Annotated in this window: 7 protein-coding genes and 2 tRNA genes; 5 read left to right on the top strand and 4 right to left on the bottom strand. The window is 39.8% G+C overall.

Annotated elements, in window-relative coordinates; all coding sequences use genetic code 11:
- From VBZ51_RS00130 to VBZ51_RS00120, 3 genes are all read left to right on the top strand, one after another.
- A partial coding sequence (locus VBZ51_RS00130; RefSeq protein ID WP_416575696.1) for an Ig-like domain-containing protein occupies positions 1–10791 on the top strand: 10791 nt, incomplete at its 5' end.
- A 29-nt stretch (positions 10792–10820) separates the two neighbouring features.
- The gene (locus tag VBZ51_RS00125) at positions 10821–11759 is read left to right on the top strand and encodes a type IX secretion system membrane protein PorP/SprF (RefSeq protein ID WP_416575695.1); all 939 of its coding nucleotides are present in this window, start codon (positions 10821–10823) and stop codon (positions 11757–11759) included.
- An 11-nt stretch (positions 11760–11770) separates the two neighbouring features.
- Positions 11771–13723 carry an OmpA family protein gene (locus tag VBZ51_RS00120; RefSeq protein ID WP_416575694.1) on the top strand — a complete coding sequence of 651 codons (1953 nt, stop codon included), beginning with the start codon at positions 11771–11773 and terminating at the stop codon, positions 13721–13723.
- A gap of 160 nt (positions 13724–13883) precedes the next feature.
- Here VBZ51_RS00120 and VBZ51_RS00115 read toward each other — a convergent pair.
- Both VBZ51_RS00115 and VBZ51_RS00110 read right to left on the bottom strand, forming a co-directional pair.
- A tRNA-Lys gene (locus tag VBZ51_RS00115) sits at positions 13884–13956 on the bottom strand.
- Positions 13957–14055: 99 nt separating this feature from the next.
- Positions 14056–14128 (bottom strand) — tRNA-Lys (locus VBZ51_RS00110).
- Between the two features lie 133 nt (positions 14129–14261).
- Between VBZ51_RS00110 and VBZ51_RS00105 the strand changes: the two genes are divergently transcribed.
- Positions 14262–14786: a shikimate kinase gene (locus tag VBZ51_RS00105; protein WP_416575693.1), complete on the top strand. Its 525-nt coding sequence runs from the start codon at positions 14262–14264 to the stop codon at positions 14784–14786.
- Here the strand turns inward: VBZ51_RS00105 and VBZ51_RS00100 are convergent.
- Entirely contained in the window at positions 14778–15275 is a 498-nt protein-coding gene (locus VBZ51_RS00100; RefSeq protein ID WP_058103403.1) for a phosphoribosyltransferase family protein, read from the bottom strand. The two genes, VBZ51_RS00105 and VBZ51_RS00100, sit on opposite strands and share 9 nt — an antisense overlap.
- A 48-nt stretch (positions 15276–15323) precedes the next feature.
- On the bottom strand, positions 15324–15752 hold the full coding sequence (locus VBZ51_RS00095) for an RNA-binding S4 domain-containing protein (RefSeq protein ID WP_074674750.1): 429 nt from the start codon (positions 15750–15752) through the stop codon (positions 15324–15326).
- 78 nt (positions 15753–15830) lie between these two features.
- Between VBZ51_RS00095 and VBZ51_RS00090 the strand changes: the two genes are divergently transcribed.
- Entirely contained in the window at positions 15831–16790 is a 960-nt protein-coding gene (locus VBZ51_RS00090; RefSeq protein WP_058103401.1) for an FKBP-type peptidyl-prolyl cis-trans isomerase, read from the top strand.
- Positions 16791–16855 lie beyond the last annotated feature (65 nt).

The following is a 16855-nucleotide window of genomic DNA, read 5'->3' as shown; positions in this document are numbered from 1 at the left end:
TGTGATGATTGTTCCGCTACGTCAAGTACCGATTTTTCCGTAGGTAATAATTTTGATCCATCCAATGATGGTATAGATACTGATGGTGACGGAATTTGTGACTCTGGTGATGATGATGATGATAACGATGGCGTATTAGATGGAGCTGATAATGCACCTTTAGATCCTAGTAGTTGTCAAGACTTGGATAACGATGGTTGCGATGATTGTTCGGCTACGGCAAGCACTGATTTTACTGCAGGTGCTAATTTTGATCCCGCCAATGACGGTACCGATACTGATGGAGATGGTACTTGTGATTCTGGTGATGACGATGATGATAATGATGGTGTTCTTGATGTAAATGATAATGCCCCATTAGATCCTAGTAGTTGTCAAGATTTGGATAACGATGGTTGTGATGATTGTTCTGCCACGGCAAACAACAATTTTTCTGCAGGACCTAATTTTGACCCTGCCAATGACGGTACGGATACTGATGGAGATGGAATTTGTGATTCTGGTGATGACGATGATGATAATGATGGCGTACTTGATGTAAATGACAATGCACCTTTAGATCCTAGTAGTTGTCAAGATTTGGACGGTGACGGTTGTGATGATTGTTCGGCAACGGCAAGTAATGATTTTTCTGTGGGCAATAATTTTGATCCATCAAATGACGGTATAGATACCGATGGTGACGGAATTTGTAATTCTGGTGATACTGATGATGACAATGACGGTGTTCTAGATGGTGATGATACTGCACCGTTAGATCCAAGCAGTTGTCAAGATTTGGACAGTGATGGTTGTGATGATTGTTCTGCCACGGCAAACAATGATTTTACTGCAGGAGCAAACTTTGACCCTGCCAATGATGGTGTAGATACTGATGGTGACGGAATTTGTGACTCTAGTGACCCTGATGATGATAATGACGGTGTAGAAGATGGTTCAGATACTGCACCTCTTGATCCTTCTATTTGTCAAGATTTGGACAGCGATGGTTGCGATGATTGTTCAGCTACCGCAAGTAATGATTTTGCTGCAGGTAATAATTTTGACCCTGCCAATGATGGTGTAGATACTGATGGCGATGGTATTTGTGACTCTTCGGATTTAGACGATGATAATGACGGTGTGGCAGATGGTTCAGATACTGCACCATTAAACCCATCAATTTGTCAAGATTTGGACAACGATGGTTGTGATGATTGTTCCGGCACCTCAAGTACCGATTTTTCTCCGGGAGCTAATTTTGACCCTGCCAATGACGGTACGGATACAGATGGTGATGGCTTATGTGATTCTGGTGATGACGATGATGATAATGATGGTGTTTTAGATGTTAATGATGATGCACCATTAAACCCATCAATTTGTCAAGATTTGGACGGTGATGGTTGTGATGATTGTTCCGCTACGGCAAGCAATGATTTTTCTGCAGGTGCTAATTTTGACCCTGCCAATGATGGTGTAGATACTGATGGTGATGGTTTGTGTGATTCTGGTGATACCGACGATGATAATGATGGAGTTCTTGATGGCTCGGATACCGATCCATTAGATCCTTCGGTTTGTCAAGATTTGGATGGTGACGGTTGTGATGATTGTGGGGCAACGGCAAGCAATGATTTTTCTGCAGGAGCTAATTTTGATCCGGCAAATGATGGTATTGATACTGATGGAGACGGTATATGTAACAGTAACGATGAAGATGATGATAATGACGGTATACTTGATGCTGTAGAAGGTACTGGTGATTTTGATGGTGATGGCATTCCTAATAATGAAGACGTGGATAGTGACAATGATGGTATACCTGACGTTGTGGAAACAGGCAATGGTAGTCTAGATCTTGACGGAAACGGATCTATAGATCCTGGTGAAAGTAATCATGGTTCTAATGGTATTCCAGATGTTGCTGAAGATGGTGGTACGGATGGAGCAGGTGTTTCTGGCACTCCTTTGAATAGCGATAATCAAGGCGGTCCAAACTTTTTGGATATAGATTCAGATAATGATGGTATAAAAGATTTAGTAGAATCACAGCCCGATGCTGGTTTGGTTCAAGCTTCCGGTGATGATACGGATAATGATGGTATTGATGATGCATTTGATGTAGATCAAGGAGGAAGTTTTACCAATTCACCGGTAAACACAGATGGAGATGTTCATCTGGATTATTTAGATTTGGATAGTGATGATGATGGTATAATAGATAATATTGAATGGCAATCCACGTCTGGTTACCAATCACCTGGTACAGATTCAGACGGAAATGGTTTAGCTGATAATTATGAAGTTCCGCCAGCCGGTTCTGGAGAATCCATTAATGAACCTGAAAATTCCGATGGTCAAGGTAGTCCAGATTTTAGGGATACTGATTCAGATAATGATGGTGTTAGTGATACGGTTGAAGCATATGATATAGATGGAGATAATATTGCGGATACTACACCGTCAGGTACAGATGCTGATAATGATGGTCTAGATGATGCTTTTGATTTGGTTATTACGGGATCAAATGGTATTGAAGATACTAACGGGGCAACAAATAACAACCAAAATGTAAATGATTTTCCTAATGATCAAGATCCTTTTACGAGTGAAGTAGATTTTAGGGATGCCAATGTGCACTTGACTCCTATAGATACAGATGGTGATGGTGTTAATAATAGTGTAGATAAGGATAATGACAATGATGGTATTTTAGATTATGTGGAATCTTTAGGTTTTGAACCTACGGATACCAAAGGAGATGATTGTGGTATTCCCCCCGGTTCCTTTGTAGGTGGTTCTTATATATCTTCTACGGGTAGTGGTCCGGGTACTGTTGGTGCCGAGTATCGTTTCTCTACAGTGGTGACTTCATCTCTTGGGGTGTTAGATGCAATTGTAGCTATAACCGATATTGACAATGCAACCTTAACTTCTATTGATAATGGTGGTTTTGGCAGCAATGACGCTTGGCAACCTAGTTTTGATGTAGGTGGTGGTGTCGGTGATGTTGGTAGTATGACCTTTAATATTAGGTTGGTGGCTACGGGCACGGATTTTCAGGTAAACCTTATTCGTTTCGGAGGTGTTATTTATGATATTGATGGAGCTAATACCGAAGAAAGCGTTACACTTGCAAGACCTGGGTTATATGCTGTTGATGGTAACACTTTGTTGAATATTTCGGAGAATTTGGCAACGGGTACCACAACATTTGAAGGGCCGCCACAAACATGGTCAGGTGTAGATTTTGGACCAAGATTGGCTGTATATTTCAATTATTATGAAACTACCAATTTCACAGTAACATTTTCGGGTGAACTACAACCAGGATTTTCATCAAATGATTATTTAGGTTCTATTTTGTTTCAAACTTGTGATATCAACGGTTTGTTCACTTCATCGAATAGTACTTCGGCTGCTAACTCTGCCGGTTCTCCCTCGGGAACGCAATCGGGTCCTGGGTCTGCACCGGTATACACTATAAATGAAGGTATAGATAGTGATAATGATGGTATAGAAGATCATTTGGATATTGACTCTGATAACGATGGTATTCCAGATAACGTAGAAGCACAAACAACAAGTGGTTACGTAGCAAGAAATGCAAATACAGATGGCAATGGCAATGATGATACAGATGGCGATGGTTTAGGTGACGAATATGAAGGAGCAGGGGATGAAGGTGTTTCCCCGGTAGATACGGATGGTGACGGAATTCCGGATTATCTGGATTTGGATACCGATGGCGACGGACTTTCGGATACTGAAGAAGCTGGTTTTACAACGGCGTCCAACAATTTGGATAATGATCATGATGGTTTGTTTGATGATTATGATGATGTAGATACTACAGGTTTACCGTTCGATTCTAATGATGATCAAGACAATGGGGCATCTGATCTACCGAACAACGCGGTGATTACCACTTCAGAAGTAGATTACAGAGAAGACGGTATAGATGATAATGATTTGGATGGCATTGCGGATTCTGTTGATTTAGATGATGATAATGATGGTATACTGGATACGGAAGAAAGTCCGTCCGGTTTAGATCCAAGTGCAGATGCAGATGCAGATGGGGTACTCAATTATCTTGATCCTGATTTAGGTGTAGATGATAATGGAGACGGTATTATTGATAGTTTTGATACCGACGGTGACGGTGTTCCAAACCATTTTGATTTGGATGCTGATAATGATGGTATTTATGATGTGGTAGAATCTGGCAGTGGTCAACCCTTTACCAGCGGAAGGTTAGACGGAGCTGTGGGTACAGATGGTATTCCAAATTCTGTTCAGGCTAGTGGTCAACAAGATAGTGGTTCAGTGAATTATACACTGCTGGATTCTGAGGCAACACCAGATGGTATTGCTGATTACTTAGAGTTGGATGCGGATGGAGATTTATGTAATGATGTTATAGAGGCAGGTTTTACAGATGATGATTCAGACGGAGTTTTAGGAGATGGTGCGCTTGTGGTAGATACTGATGGGGTTGTGACCGGAACCAATGTGGTTGACGGATATACTACGCCAAATAATGTGGATAGTGCTACTAATACTGATTTCGACTTTCAACAACCAGGGGAGACGCCTACAATTGCATCAGGTGCTGAACAACCACAAGATGTTTTAACCAATGGCAGTTCACCAGAAACATTTACCGTAACGGCATCTGGAATTTCCTTGGCATATCAATGGGAGGTAGATGATCAATCAGGTGGAGGTTTTGAAGCTATAGATGATGCAAATGGAACAGATATTTACACGGGTAGTACAACGGAGACATTAACCTTGACCGGTGCTACCGTAGCTCAAGACGGATTTGAGTATAGGGTGATAATTACAGATTTAACTTTTGTATGTTCTCCGTTAACCTCTGATGTTGCTTTATTGACTATTGATGTAACTGCACCGACTATTACAATAGATGTAGTATCTAACGATGATATTATCAATGCAGTTGAAGATGATAGTGACGTAACCATTAGTGGTACAACCACAGGGGCTGAAGACGGTCAGACGGTAACAGTAACCTTGAACGGACAAACATATACAACCACGGTAACGGGTGGTGTATGGTCGCTGGATATTCCGGCAGTGGATGCACAGTCTTTAGATGCTACGGAAACAATCACTGCAGATGTTAGTGACCTGGCAGGAAACCCGGCAACACAGGCAACAAGGGATATTGAGCATGATGATACCGCACCTACAATAACCATAGACGTGGTATCTAACGATGATATCATTAATGCTCTTGAAGATGATAGTGATGTTACTATAAGTGGAATGACTACTGGAGCTGAGGATGGCCAAACGGTAACAGTAGTATTGAACGGAGAAACGTATACAACTACGGTAACTGGTGGTGTATGGTCTTTAGACGTGCCTGCAACTGATGCACAAGCACTGGATCCTACAGAAACCATTACTGCAGATGTAAGTGATTTTGCTGGTAATCCGGCAACCCAGGCTACTCGTGATATTATTCATGATATTACGCCGCCAACCATTACAATTGGTGTAGTGGCTAATGATGATGTTATTAATGCTTTGGAAGATGATACCGATGTAACAATAAACGGTACAACAACTGCCGAGGACGGGCAAACCGTTACAGTAGTCTTGAACGGAGAAACATATACCACTACCGTAACTAGTGGAACATGGACTTTAGATGTGCCTGCGGCAGATGCACAGGCATTGGATCCTACGGAAACCATTACGGCAGATGTAAATGATGTTGCGGGTAATCCGGCTACACAGGCAACAAGAGATATTGAACATGATGTTACGGTACCAACGATAACAATAAATGTTGTAGCTGTAGATGACATCATAAATGCAGTTGAAGATGATAATGATGTTACCATAAACGGAACAACAACAGATGTTGAAGACGGGCAGACGGTAACTGTAGTGCTGAACGGGCAAACATATACAACTACGGTAACTGGTGGTGTTTGGACATTAGATGTGCCTGCTGCGGATATTCAAGCATTGGGTACTACACATACAATAACGGCTGATGTGAGCAACGATGCTGGTAACCCTGCCATACAGGCGACCAGGGATATTGAGCATGATGCTATTGCCCCAACTATAGCTATAAATGTTGTTTCTGCAGATGATATTATCAATGCGGTAGAGGATGACAGTGATGTAACGATCAGTGGAACTACTACAGGTGCCGAGGATGGGCAGATCGTAACGGTAACCTTGAACGGTCAGACATACACGGCAAGTGTAACTGGCGGTACTTGGAGCTTTGATCTACCTGCGGCGGATGCTCAGGCATTGGATCCAACCGAAACGATAACTGCAGATGTAAGCGATGTAGCCGGTAACCCTGCCACACAGGCAACTAGGGATATCGAGCATGATGTTACAGCGCCGACCATTACTATAGATGTAGTATCTAACGATGATATTATCAATGCTGTAGAAGATGATAGTGACGTGACTATAAGTGGTACGACCACTGGTGCCGAAAATGGTCAGACAGTAACCGTAATTTTGAACGGACAAACCTATACGTCTACTGTTACAGGAGGTACTTGGAGCTTTGACCTACCTGCAGCCGATGCCCAGGCATTGGATCCAACCGAAACGATAACTGCAGATGTAAGCGATGTAGCCGGTAACCCTGCCACACAGGCAACTAGGGATATAGAGCATGATGTAACTGCACCGACCATTACCATAGATGTGGTATCTACCGATGATATCATCAATGCATTGGAAGATGATAGTGACGTAACCATTAGTGGTACAACTACAGGGGCCGAGGATGGCCAGACGGTAACAGTAACTTTGAACGGACAAACCTATACAGCCGTTGTCTCTGGTGGTGCATGGAGCTTTGATCTTCCTGCTACAGATGCACAGGCATTGGGAGCTAATGAAACGATCACTGCAGATGTAAGCGATGTAGCGGGCAACCCTGCCACTCAGGCAACTAGGGATATCGAACATGATGTAACTGCACCTACCATTGCTATAGATGTGGTATCTACCGATGATATCATCAATGCGGTTGAAGATGATAGCGATGTAACGATCAGTGGCACTACAGATGCAGAGGACGGGCAAACTGTGACGGTAACCTTGAACGGTCAGACATACACAGCAAGTGTAACTGGCGGTACTTGGAGCTTTGATCTTCCTGCGGCAGACGCACAGGCTTTAGACCCAACCGAAACGATCACTGCAGATGTAAACGATGTAGGGGGCAACCTTGCCACTCAGGCAACTAGAGATATAGAACATGACGTAACTGCACCTACCATTGCTGTAGATGTGGTTTCTACAGATGACATCATAAATGCGGCTGAAGATGATAGCGATGTGACCATTAGTGGAACTACAGATGCCGAGGACGGACAAATTGTGACAATAGTGTTGAACGGTCAGACATACACAGCAAGTGTAACTGGCGGTACTTGGAGTTTTGATCTACCTGCGGCGGATGCTCAGGCTTTAGATCCAACCGAAACCATTACGGCAGATGTAAGTGATGTAGCAGGTAACCCTGCCACACAGGCAACCAGGGATATCGAACATGATGTTACAGCGCCGACCATTACTATAGATATAGTATCTACCGATGATATTATCAATGCTGTAGAAGATGATAGTGACGTTACTATTAGTGGTACTACCACCGGAGCCGAGGACGGGCAAACCGTAACGGTAACCTTGAACGGACAAACCTACACTGCTGTTGTGACTAGCGGTACTTGGAGCTTTGATTTACCTGCGGCGGATGCTCAGGCATTGGATCCAACCGAAACCATTACGGCAGATGTAAGCGATGTAGCAGGTAACCCTGCGACACAGGCAACAAGGGATATCGAGCACGACGTGGCTCCACCTACAATAGCTATAAATGTAGTGTCTACGGATGACATCATAAATGCATTCGAAGAGAATAGTGATGTAACGATTAACGGAACTACAGATGCGGAAGACGGACAGACCGTGACGGTAACCTTGAACGGACAGACATATACGACCACGGTAACGGGTGGTACTTGGAGTCTGAATGTACCAGTTGTAGATGTTCAGGCATTGGACCCAACGGAAATCATTACTGCTGACGTAATTGATGTTGCCGGTAACCCTGCCACTCAGGCAACTAGGGAAATTCAACATGATGTTATTGCACCGATCATTACCATAGATGTGGTATCTACTGATGATATCATCAATGCGGTAGAGGATGATAGTGATGTAACGATCAGTGGTACTACCGATGCAGAGGACGGTCAAATTGTGACTGTAATCTTAAACGGTCAGACCTACACAGCAAGTGTAATTGGCGGTACTTGGAGTTTTGATCTACCTGCAACAGACGCTCAGGCATTGGATCCAACCGAAACCATTACGGCAGATGTAAGCGATGTAGCCGGTAACCCTGCCACTCAGGCATCTAGGGATATCGAACATGACATAACTGCACCGACGATAACCATAGATGTGGTATCTACCGATGATATTATCAATGCAGTGGAAGATGATAGTGACGTTACTATAAATGGTACGACCACTGGAGCAGAGGACGGGCAAATTGTGACAGTAGTGTTGAACGGACAGACCTACACAGCAAGTGTAACTGGAGGTACATGGACCTTTGATCTACCAGCTGCCGATGCTCAGGCTTTGGACCCAACCGAAACGATAACTGCAGACGTAAGCGATGTAGCTGGTAACCCTGCCACACAGGCAACAAGGGACATTGAACATGATGTAACGGCACCTACCATTACTATAAATGTGGTATCTACCGATGATATTATCAATGCGGTTGAAGATGATACCGATGTAACGATCAGTGGTACTACGGATGCCGAGGACGGGCAGATCGCTACAATGACCTTGAACGGACAGTCGTACACTGCAATTGTAACAGGAGGTACCTGGAGTTTTGATCTACCTGCAGCAGATGCCCAGGCATTGGATGTAAATGAAACCATTACTGCTGATGTATTTAATATAGCAGGTAACCCTGCACCGCAAGCTACACGTGAAATAACGCATGATGTAACGGCACCTACCATTACTATAGATGTAGTATCTACCGATGATATTATCAATGCGGTTGAAGATGATACGGATGTAACGATCAGTGGTACTACGGATGCCGAGGACGGACAGATCGTAACAGTATCCTTGAACGGACAGTCGTACACCGCAGTCGTGACAGGAGGAACTTGGAGCTTGGATATTCCGGCAACAGATGCACAGGCCTTGAATGTAAATGAGACTATTACAGCCAATGTGAGTGACCTAGCTGGTAATCCTGCAGTGGCGGTTACTAGAGACATCGTTCATGATGTAGTAATTGGAATCGATATTGATACACCTATAGAAATAGATGATATTGTTAATGCAGTTGAAGATAATGATGTTGTTATAACAGGTACAACCACCGGTGTTGAAGATAATCAGATTGTTACAATTACTTTTAGTGACGGTGTAAATACAGTTACATCAACCGCAACTGTAATATCTGGAGTATGGACTGCTAGCGATGCAGATATTTCGACATTGACAAATGGATCTATTTTAGTAAATGCAGAAGTGTCTGACATACCGGGCAATAATGCTGTTGATTCCGAAACTGTAATTCTTGATAACACAGCACCAGTAGCTGATAGCTTTAGTACATTCGATATTGATCCGGTATTGACAGGTAATGCAAGTGCCAATGAATCTCTTGTTATTGAACTAGATACGGATGGTGATGGATTAACGGATGTAACCTATAGCGTAATTGCGGATGCTAATGGCGAATGGAGTTTAGATACGGGTATGGCAACCCCTACATCTGGTAATTTCCCTGTTCTTACCGATGAGGATGTTATAGAAATAATTGTTACCGATGCTTCTGGTAATTCTGGTAATGGTACGGTTACGATATCTGAGGATTCTGATAATGACGGACTTACCAATAACGAGGAAAGTGATTTGGGAACAGATCCTAATAATCCTGACTCTGATGGTGATGGTATTGTTGATGGAGAAGAAGTTTTGGTTGATAATACCGATCCTTTAAATGATTGTGACCATGTTGATGGTATGCCTTTGGGAGCAAGTGATTGTGATAATGACGGATTGACCACAGAAGAGGAAGTGACATTAGGAACCGATCCTAATAACCCTGATACTGATAATGATGGTTTAACCGATGGTGAGGAAGTAGACTTGGGTACAGATCCAAACAATCCCGATACCGATGGTGATGGAATTACAGATGGTCAAGAAGTTTTGGATAATACAGATCCTTTAGATGCTTGCGATTCTATAAATGGAACACCTATTGGAACTTCTGATTGTGATAATGATGGATTGACTACCGATGAAGAAAATTCTTTGGGTACTGATCCTGAAAATGAGGATACTGATGGTGATGGCATCAATGATGGCCAAGAAATAGAGGACAGTACCGATCCACTTGATGGGTGTAGCTCTATTGGCGGTACTCCACCACAAGGTACGGCGTGTGATATTAGCATTGAAAGTGACCTTGTGAATCCAAACACTAACGGTGGTGTCTTTACAATCAATAATATAGAATCATTCCCAAATAATACAGTGAGAATATATAATAGATGGGGTGTGCTGGTTTTTGAAACTAACGGATATGATAACAATGGTAATGCATTTAGAGGTATTTCCAATGGTAGGGTAACGGTGAAAAAGAATGATGAATTACCAGTTGGTGTATACTACTATATAATTGATTACGCCAATGACCAACAGTCTAAATCAATGAACGGTTACTTATATATTAATAGATAAAAGAAAGAACCCCCAACAATAAATTAACTATGAAGAATCTATTTATAACTTTATTTTTACTTGTAGCATCCTTTTGGACGATAAGGGGTCAACAAGATGCACAATATACACAGTACATGTATAATACCGTTGCTGTGAACCCGGCATATGCAGGGTCAAGAGGAGTTCTTAGTATTGCAGCCTTACATCGATCACAATGGGTAGGGTTAGACGGTGCACCAACAACGCAGACCTTGAATATAAATAGCCCTATTTCTGATAGGGTAGGACTTGGGCTGTCTATCGTAAACGATGAAATAGGAAACGGTACAAACCAAGATACTTATTTTGATGCGGTATTTTCTTATACCGTACCTACATCCGAAGAAGGTAAACTATCTTTTGGGTTAAAGGCGGGCGGTCATTTTTTGAACATAGACTTTAATAGACTAAGAAATTATGATCCATCTAATGCAGCCGTTGGACAAACCAATATAGATAACAAGTTCTCACCTAACTTTGGAGCCGGAGTTTATTACCATACGGAACAGTTTTATGCAGGACTTTCAATACCCAATTTTCTAGAAACGGAGCATTTTGATTCTGGTGGAAATAGTAATTCTTATATAGCTCAAGAAAGAATGAATTGGTATTTGATAACAGGCTATGTTTTTGATATTAATCCTGATTTAAAATTAAAACCGGCATTACTTTTTAAGGCTGTAGAAGGTGCGCCATTGCAAGCTGATCTTTCTGCAACCGTTTTACTTAATGATGCATTCTCCTTGGGTGCGGCATATAGATGGGATGCAGCCATGAGTGCACTTGTGGGATTTCAGTTGAACGAAAAATTAATGTTAGGTCTTGCATATGACCGTGAAATTACCGAATTGGGAAGTACATCGTTTAACGATGGGTCATTTGAAATCTTTCTAAGATTTGAATTTTTAACCCGCTATAAAAATATATTGGCACCAAGATTCTTTTAAACCTATTAATTATGAAGTATAGAATAAATAATATAAAGTGTTTACTAGTCATAGCATTATCATTTGGCAGTATGCTTAATGCACAGGATAAGAAAACAAAAAGGGCCAAAGCGGATTTTAATAGTTATGCTTATGCAGAAGCCATTGAATCTTACGAGGAATTGGTAAAAGAAGGTTATACTTCAGAAGAGATTCATAAGAATTTGGGAGATGCATATTATCAAAAAGGAGATTATAATGCCTCAGCATATTGGTATGAGCAATTATTTGCAGAGCCACAGATAAATGTGGATACTGAATATTTGTATAAATATGCTCAGACCTTAAAATCAAGTGGGAACTACGAACTATCTCACGTTTGGATGCAAAAGTTCGCAGAACAAAAAAAAGGAGATATAAGAGCTTTTAAATTCCAGGAAAATAAAGACTATTTAGATAAAATAAAGGAAAATAGTCAAAGATATGATATAAAGAATATTCCTGTGAATTCTGCTTCTGCTGATTTTGCCCCGTCCTTTTTCGGAGAGCAATTAATTTTTTCTACGGCGAGAGATACCGGTAGAATTTTAAAAAGTGTTCATAAATGGAATAATAAGCCATTTACAAACTTGTATACTACCAAAGTAACCGAGAATGGTGAATTTAGTGTTGCTGAAAGGTTGTCCAAAAAATTGAATAAAAAGACCCATGAGAGTTCTACTGCTTTTACAAAAGATGGTTCAACTGTTTACTTTACAAGAAACAATTCTAAAAATGGAAATTTTCTTAGGGATAAAGAAGGTCTAAGTAGATTAAAGATCTATAGGGCAACTTTAAATGATGGCGAATGGGAAGATATTATGGAACTTCCTTTCAACAGCGAGAATTATTCGGTAGCACACCCTACTTTAAGCAATGATGAGAGAAAACTTTACTTTGCTAGTGATATGCCAGGAACTTATGGGCAATCGGATATTTTTGTTGTTGATATCAACGAGGACGGCACTTTTGGAACACCCAAAAATTTAGGGAATGAAATAAATACAGAAAGTCGAGAAACATTCCCCTTTATTACCGAAGATGAGGTACTATATTTTGCGTCTGACGGGCATCCAGGACTAGGTGGTCTAGATATATTTGCCACCAAAATTGATGATATGGATGCCTTATATATTTTAAATGTTGGGGGACCTGTAAATAGTGTGCAAGATGATTTTTCATTCATTATGGACCAAAAGTTAAAAAAAGGATATTTTGCATCTAGTAGAGAGGGTGGTGTTGGTAGTGATGATATCTATAGTTTTACAGAAACAAGACCTTTGGATCTACAATGTAGAACAGAACTTACAGGGGTGGTCAGAGATGGAAAAACAGGTGAACCTTTAAAAGATACGGATATTAAGGTATACAATAGTAAGAATGAATTAGTATCTAGTTCAAATACCAATGGTACTGGAATATTTACCACTGAAGGCAATTGTGCAAAAGGCAACTATAAGATTTTGGCTTTCAAAAAAGATTACGAAGAAGGTGAAAAAATCGTAGTTACGGAAAAAGGTAAAGATTTCAATGATATAGAAATTATTTTAACGCAGATTGACAAATCTGCACCAGTGGGCACAGACCTTGCTAAATACTTGAACATAGATCCAATTTACTTCGATTTTGACGAGTATTTTATACGAGAAGATGCAAGTGTCAGTATTAATAAGGTATTGGCTTATTTAAATGAATATCCATCTGTTAAGGTACAGGTACGCTCACATACAGATTCTCGTGCGAATGATGTGTACAATAAAAACCTTTCAGCAAAGAGGGCTAAGGCAACTGCAGATTATTTAATTAAAAAAGGCATATCCAGTGACCGTATTACGTATGAAGGATATGGTGAGACAGCGTTGGTAAATAACTGTAGCAACAATGTGCCTTGTAGCAAAGAAAGCCATCAACTAAATAGGCGATCAGAGTTTATAGTTATAGAATAAACATTAAATTAAAAAAAATAAAAAAGTGGAAAAGAACTCAGTTCTTTTCCACTTTTTTTTAATCAAAATTTTTGCTTTTAGCAAACCTTCTTAAATTATATATTTTAAGTATCGACTTTAAACAAAAAAACCTTTCAATAGAAAATTGAAAGGTTTTTTGTGACCTGGCTGGGGCTCGAACCCAGGACCCTCTCCTTAAAAGGGAGATGCTCTACCAACTGAGCTACCAGGTCAAAATTTAAAAAGAACGTACTAGGTCAATGAGAGATTAAATCAACTCAAAGGTTTAAATAAAAAAGCCTCTTTTTTTTGAAGAGGCTAATATTTAGTTGTGACCTGGCTGGGGCTCGAACCCAGGACCCTCTCCTTAAAAGGGAGATGCTCTACCAACTGAGCTACCAGGTCAATAAGTCATTTTAGAAATTTGTTTCCCTCAATGCGGGTGCAAATATACGTCGATAACTTTATTTTGCAAGTCATTTTAGAGATAAATTTATTTTTTTTTGAAAACCCTATTATTTAGTCCAATTTTGTACAAATGAAAGAAGTGAAAATAGTTTTGGTAGGTTACATGGGAAGTGGTAAAACCACTGTGGGTAGAATCGTTGCTAACCATTTGAATGTTAATTTTTTAGATTTAGATGCTTTTATAGAGGAAGGTGAGAAAAAGAGCATAGCATCTATTTTTAAAGAAAAAGGAGAGGTCTATTTTAGAAAAAAAGAAATAGAATATCTCAATAAGGTTTTTTTAAAAGATGAGAGTTTTGTGCTGTCATTAGGTGGAGGTACGCCTTGTTTTGGAAATAATATGGAGTTCATAAATAGTAAGACACCTAATTCTTTTTATTTAAACGTTGGCATAAATGAGCTTGAAGAGCGTTTGGTAAAGGAAAAAGAGCATAGACCTATGATTTCTCATTTAGCGGATGATAAGTTAACTGAGTTTATTGGCATGCACTTATTTGAAAGAAGTTACTTTTATAACAAAGCGCACCATAAAATTAAAAGTAATAGGAATACCCCAACAGAAATTGCGGAGATGATCGTAAATAAATTAGTCTAAATACACCCTATCATTTTTGGTTTCAAAATGAACGTTTACATGCTCCTGTAATGAGGTGGATAGTGAAATTCCTTTATAATCCGCTTTTACAGGGTATTTTTTATGGTTTCTATTTACCAAGACTGCAGTTTTAAGCTGTTTTAAAGGTGTTTTAAGAAAATGATGAACTCCATATATCAATGTTGTACCAGAATTAAGGACATCATCTACTAATACAACGGATTTATTCACGAATTCCTCTTCGGCAATTGAGGTACGTACACCGCTTGTTAGGGGGTCTTTTTTATCCATTGACAACTTGCAAAGTACAATTTTTGCTTCAGTAATCTTCTTGAGTTTTGCCACGATTTTTTTTGCAAACTGCAGTCCGCCACCTTCAATACCCGCAATTATAATTTCTTCTTCATAAACGTTGGCTTCATAAATTTGATAGGCTATACGTTCAATTTTATGTTGAATCTGTTGATGTGAAAGTATATTTTGTTGCATGGGTTTTTCTTAAAACAATAAAGATAGTTATGTTTTTAAAAGTATTTGCTAATCGTGAGATTCTTTACTTGAATTATCGGGCGTTTGGTTTTCTTCTTTATTTTCGTTTGAGGGAGTGTCTAAAAAGTCGTCAATATCACGACGGTCTTTTTTTGTAGGTCTTCCAATGCCTTTTTTACGATAATAATCTTTAGAATATTGCAAAAGCTCATTATGTTCAAAGGCTTCTTTTGGTGTGGTATCTTTTCTATAAATATTCACCAATTTAGCACCTACACGACTGGGCGGAATGTCAAGTACCGTTAATTTGTAGTCAATTTGATTTTTTCGTGCTACAATTTCATCCATTGGATATACTTCCCTACCTGGTTTGGCGGTAATACCATTTATTTTTACGTGACCTTTCTTACAGGCATTGGTGGCAATGTTTCTAGTTTTAAAATAGCGTGTACTCCACAAGAATTTGTCTATGCGCATTATGACCGGCATTTCTTTGTTAACTTCCAAACAAAAATAAGGGAAAATTGTATCTTGCGCGTTTAAAATAAATTATTGATGAAATTGAGAAATGCTTATTTGTTAATAGCTGGTTTACTAATACTGGGATCATGTAAAAATGATGATGATGCTATTGGTGAAATTGTACCGCCAAGGTTATTAAGTGAGGTTACCGAAGAGGATGATGCCGAGATAATTGAGTTTTTAAAAACGCATTTCTACAATGAAGATGAGTTTGAGACTCCACCAGAAGGATTCGATTTTAAAATAAGGTTTGATACTATTGCTGGTGAAAATAGCACTAAACGATCAATTTATGATAGTCCCAATTTAATTACACAAACAATTACGGTTGATTCTGAAGACTTAGGAAGAGAAGATGATAATGAAATTATTGATCAAACACTGTATACGTTAGTAGCTAGACAAGGTGTTGTGGAAGGGAAACCCACCATTGGTGATTTTTCTGTTTTAAGATATGAGGGGCTTTTGCTAGATGGCACTCTTTTTGACGCCTCTACAAATCAACCTATTCGTTTTAACCTTTCTTCGGTTGTGCAAGGTTTTGGTAATGGAATGAAAAATTTTCAGACAGGAAATGGTCCAATTGAAAACGGTGATGGCACGGTAAGTTATGAAGGCTATGGTATAGGTGCTATTTTTATGCCTGCGGCATTGGCTTATTTTGATTCGTCTCCAAATTCAGACGTGCCAACATATTCACCATTGATTTTTAAGGTAGATGCCTTTTCTTATGAACCAGATTCAGATTTAGATGGTGATGGTATTCCTTCAATCCTAGAGGATTTAAATGGAAATGGGAACCTTAATGATGATAATACAGATATTGATCTAGAGTCTATTTTTGCCAGATCAGCTAACCATAATGATGTTGATGATGACGGTGATGGTATATTGACTATTGATGAAATTGAGTTGGATGCCGATGGTAATTTTGTTGGCTTCCTAGATACGGATGGTGATGGTATTCCTGATCACCTGGATAATGATTTGTAGAAAAATCATTTAAAACATAAAAAAACCTCTTAAGTACACTTAAGAGGTTTTTTGTTATTTATTGT

The sequence above is a fragment of the Maribacter sp. HS genome (assembly GCF_048059195.1).
Taxonomy (GTDB): domain Bacteria; phylum Bacteroidota; class Bacteroidia; order Flavobacteriales; family Flavobacteriaceae; genus Maribacter; species Maribacter dokdonensis.
The sequence above is the reverse complement of the archived record's forward strand: the minus strand, read 5'-3'. Positions and strand labels throughout refer to the sequence as shown.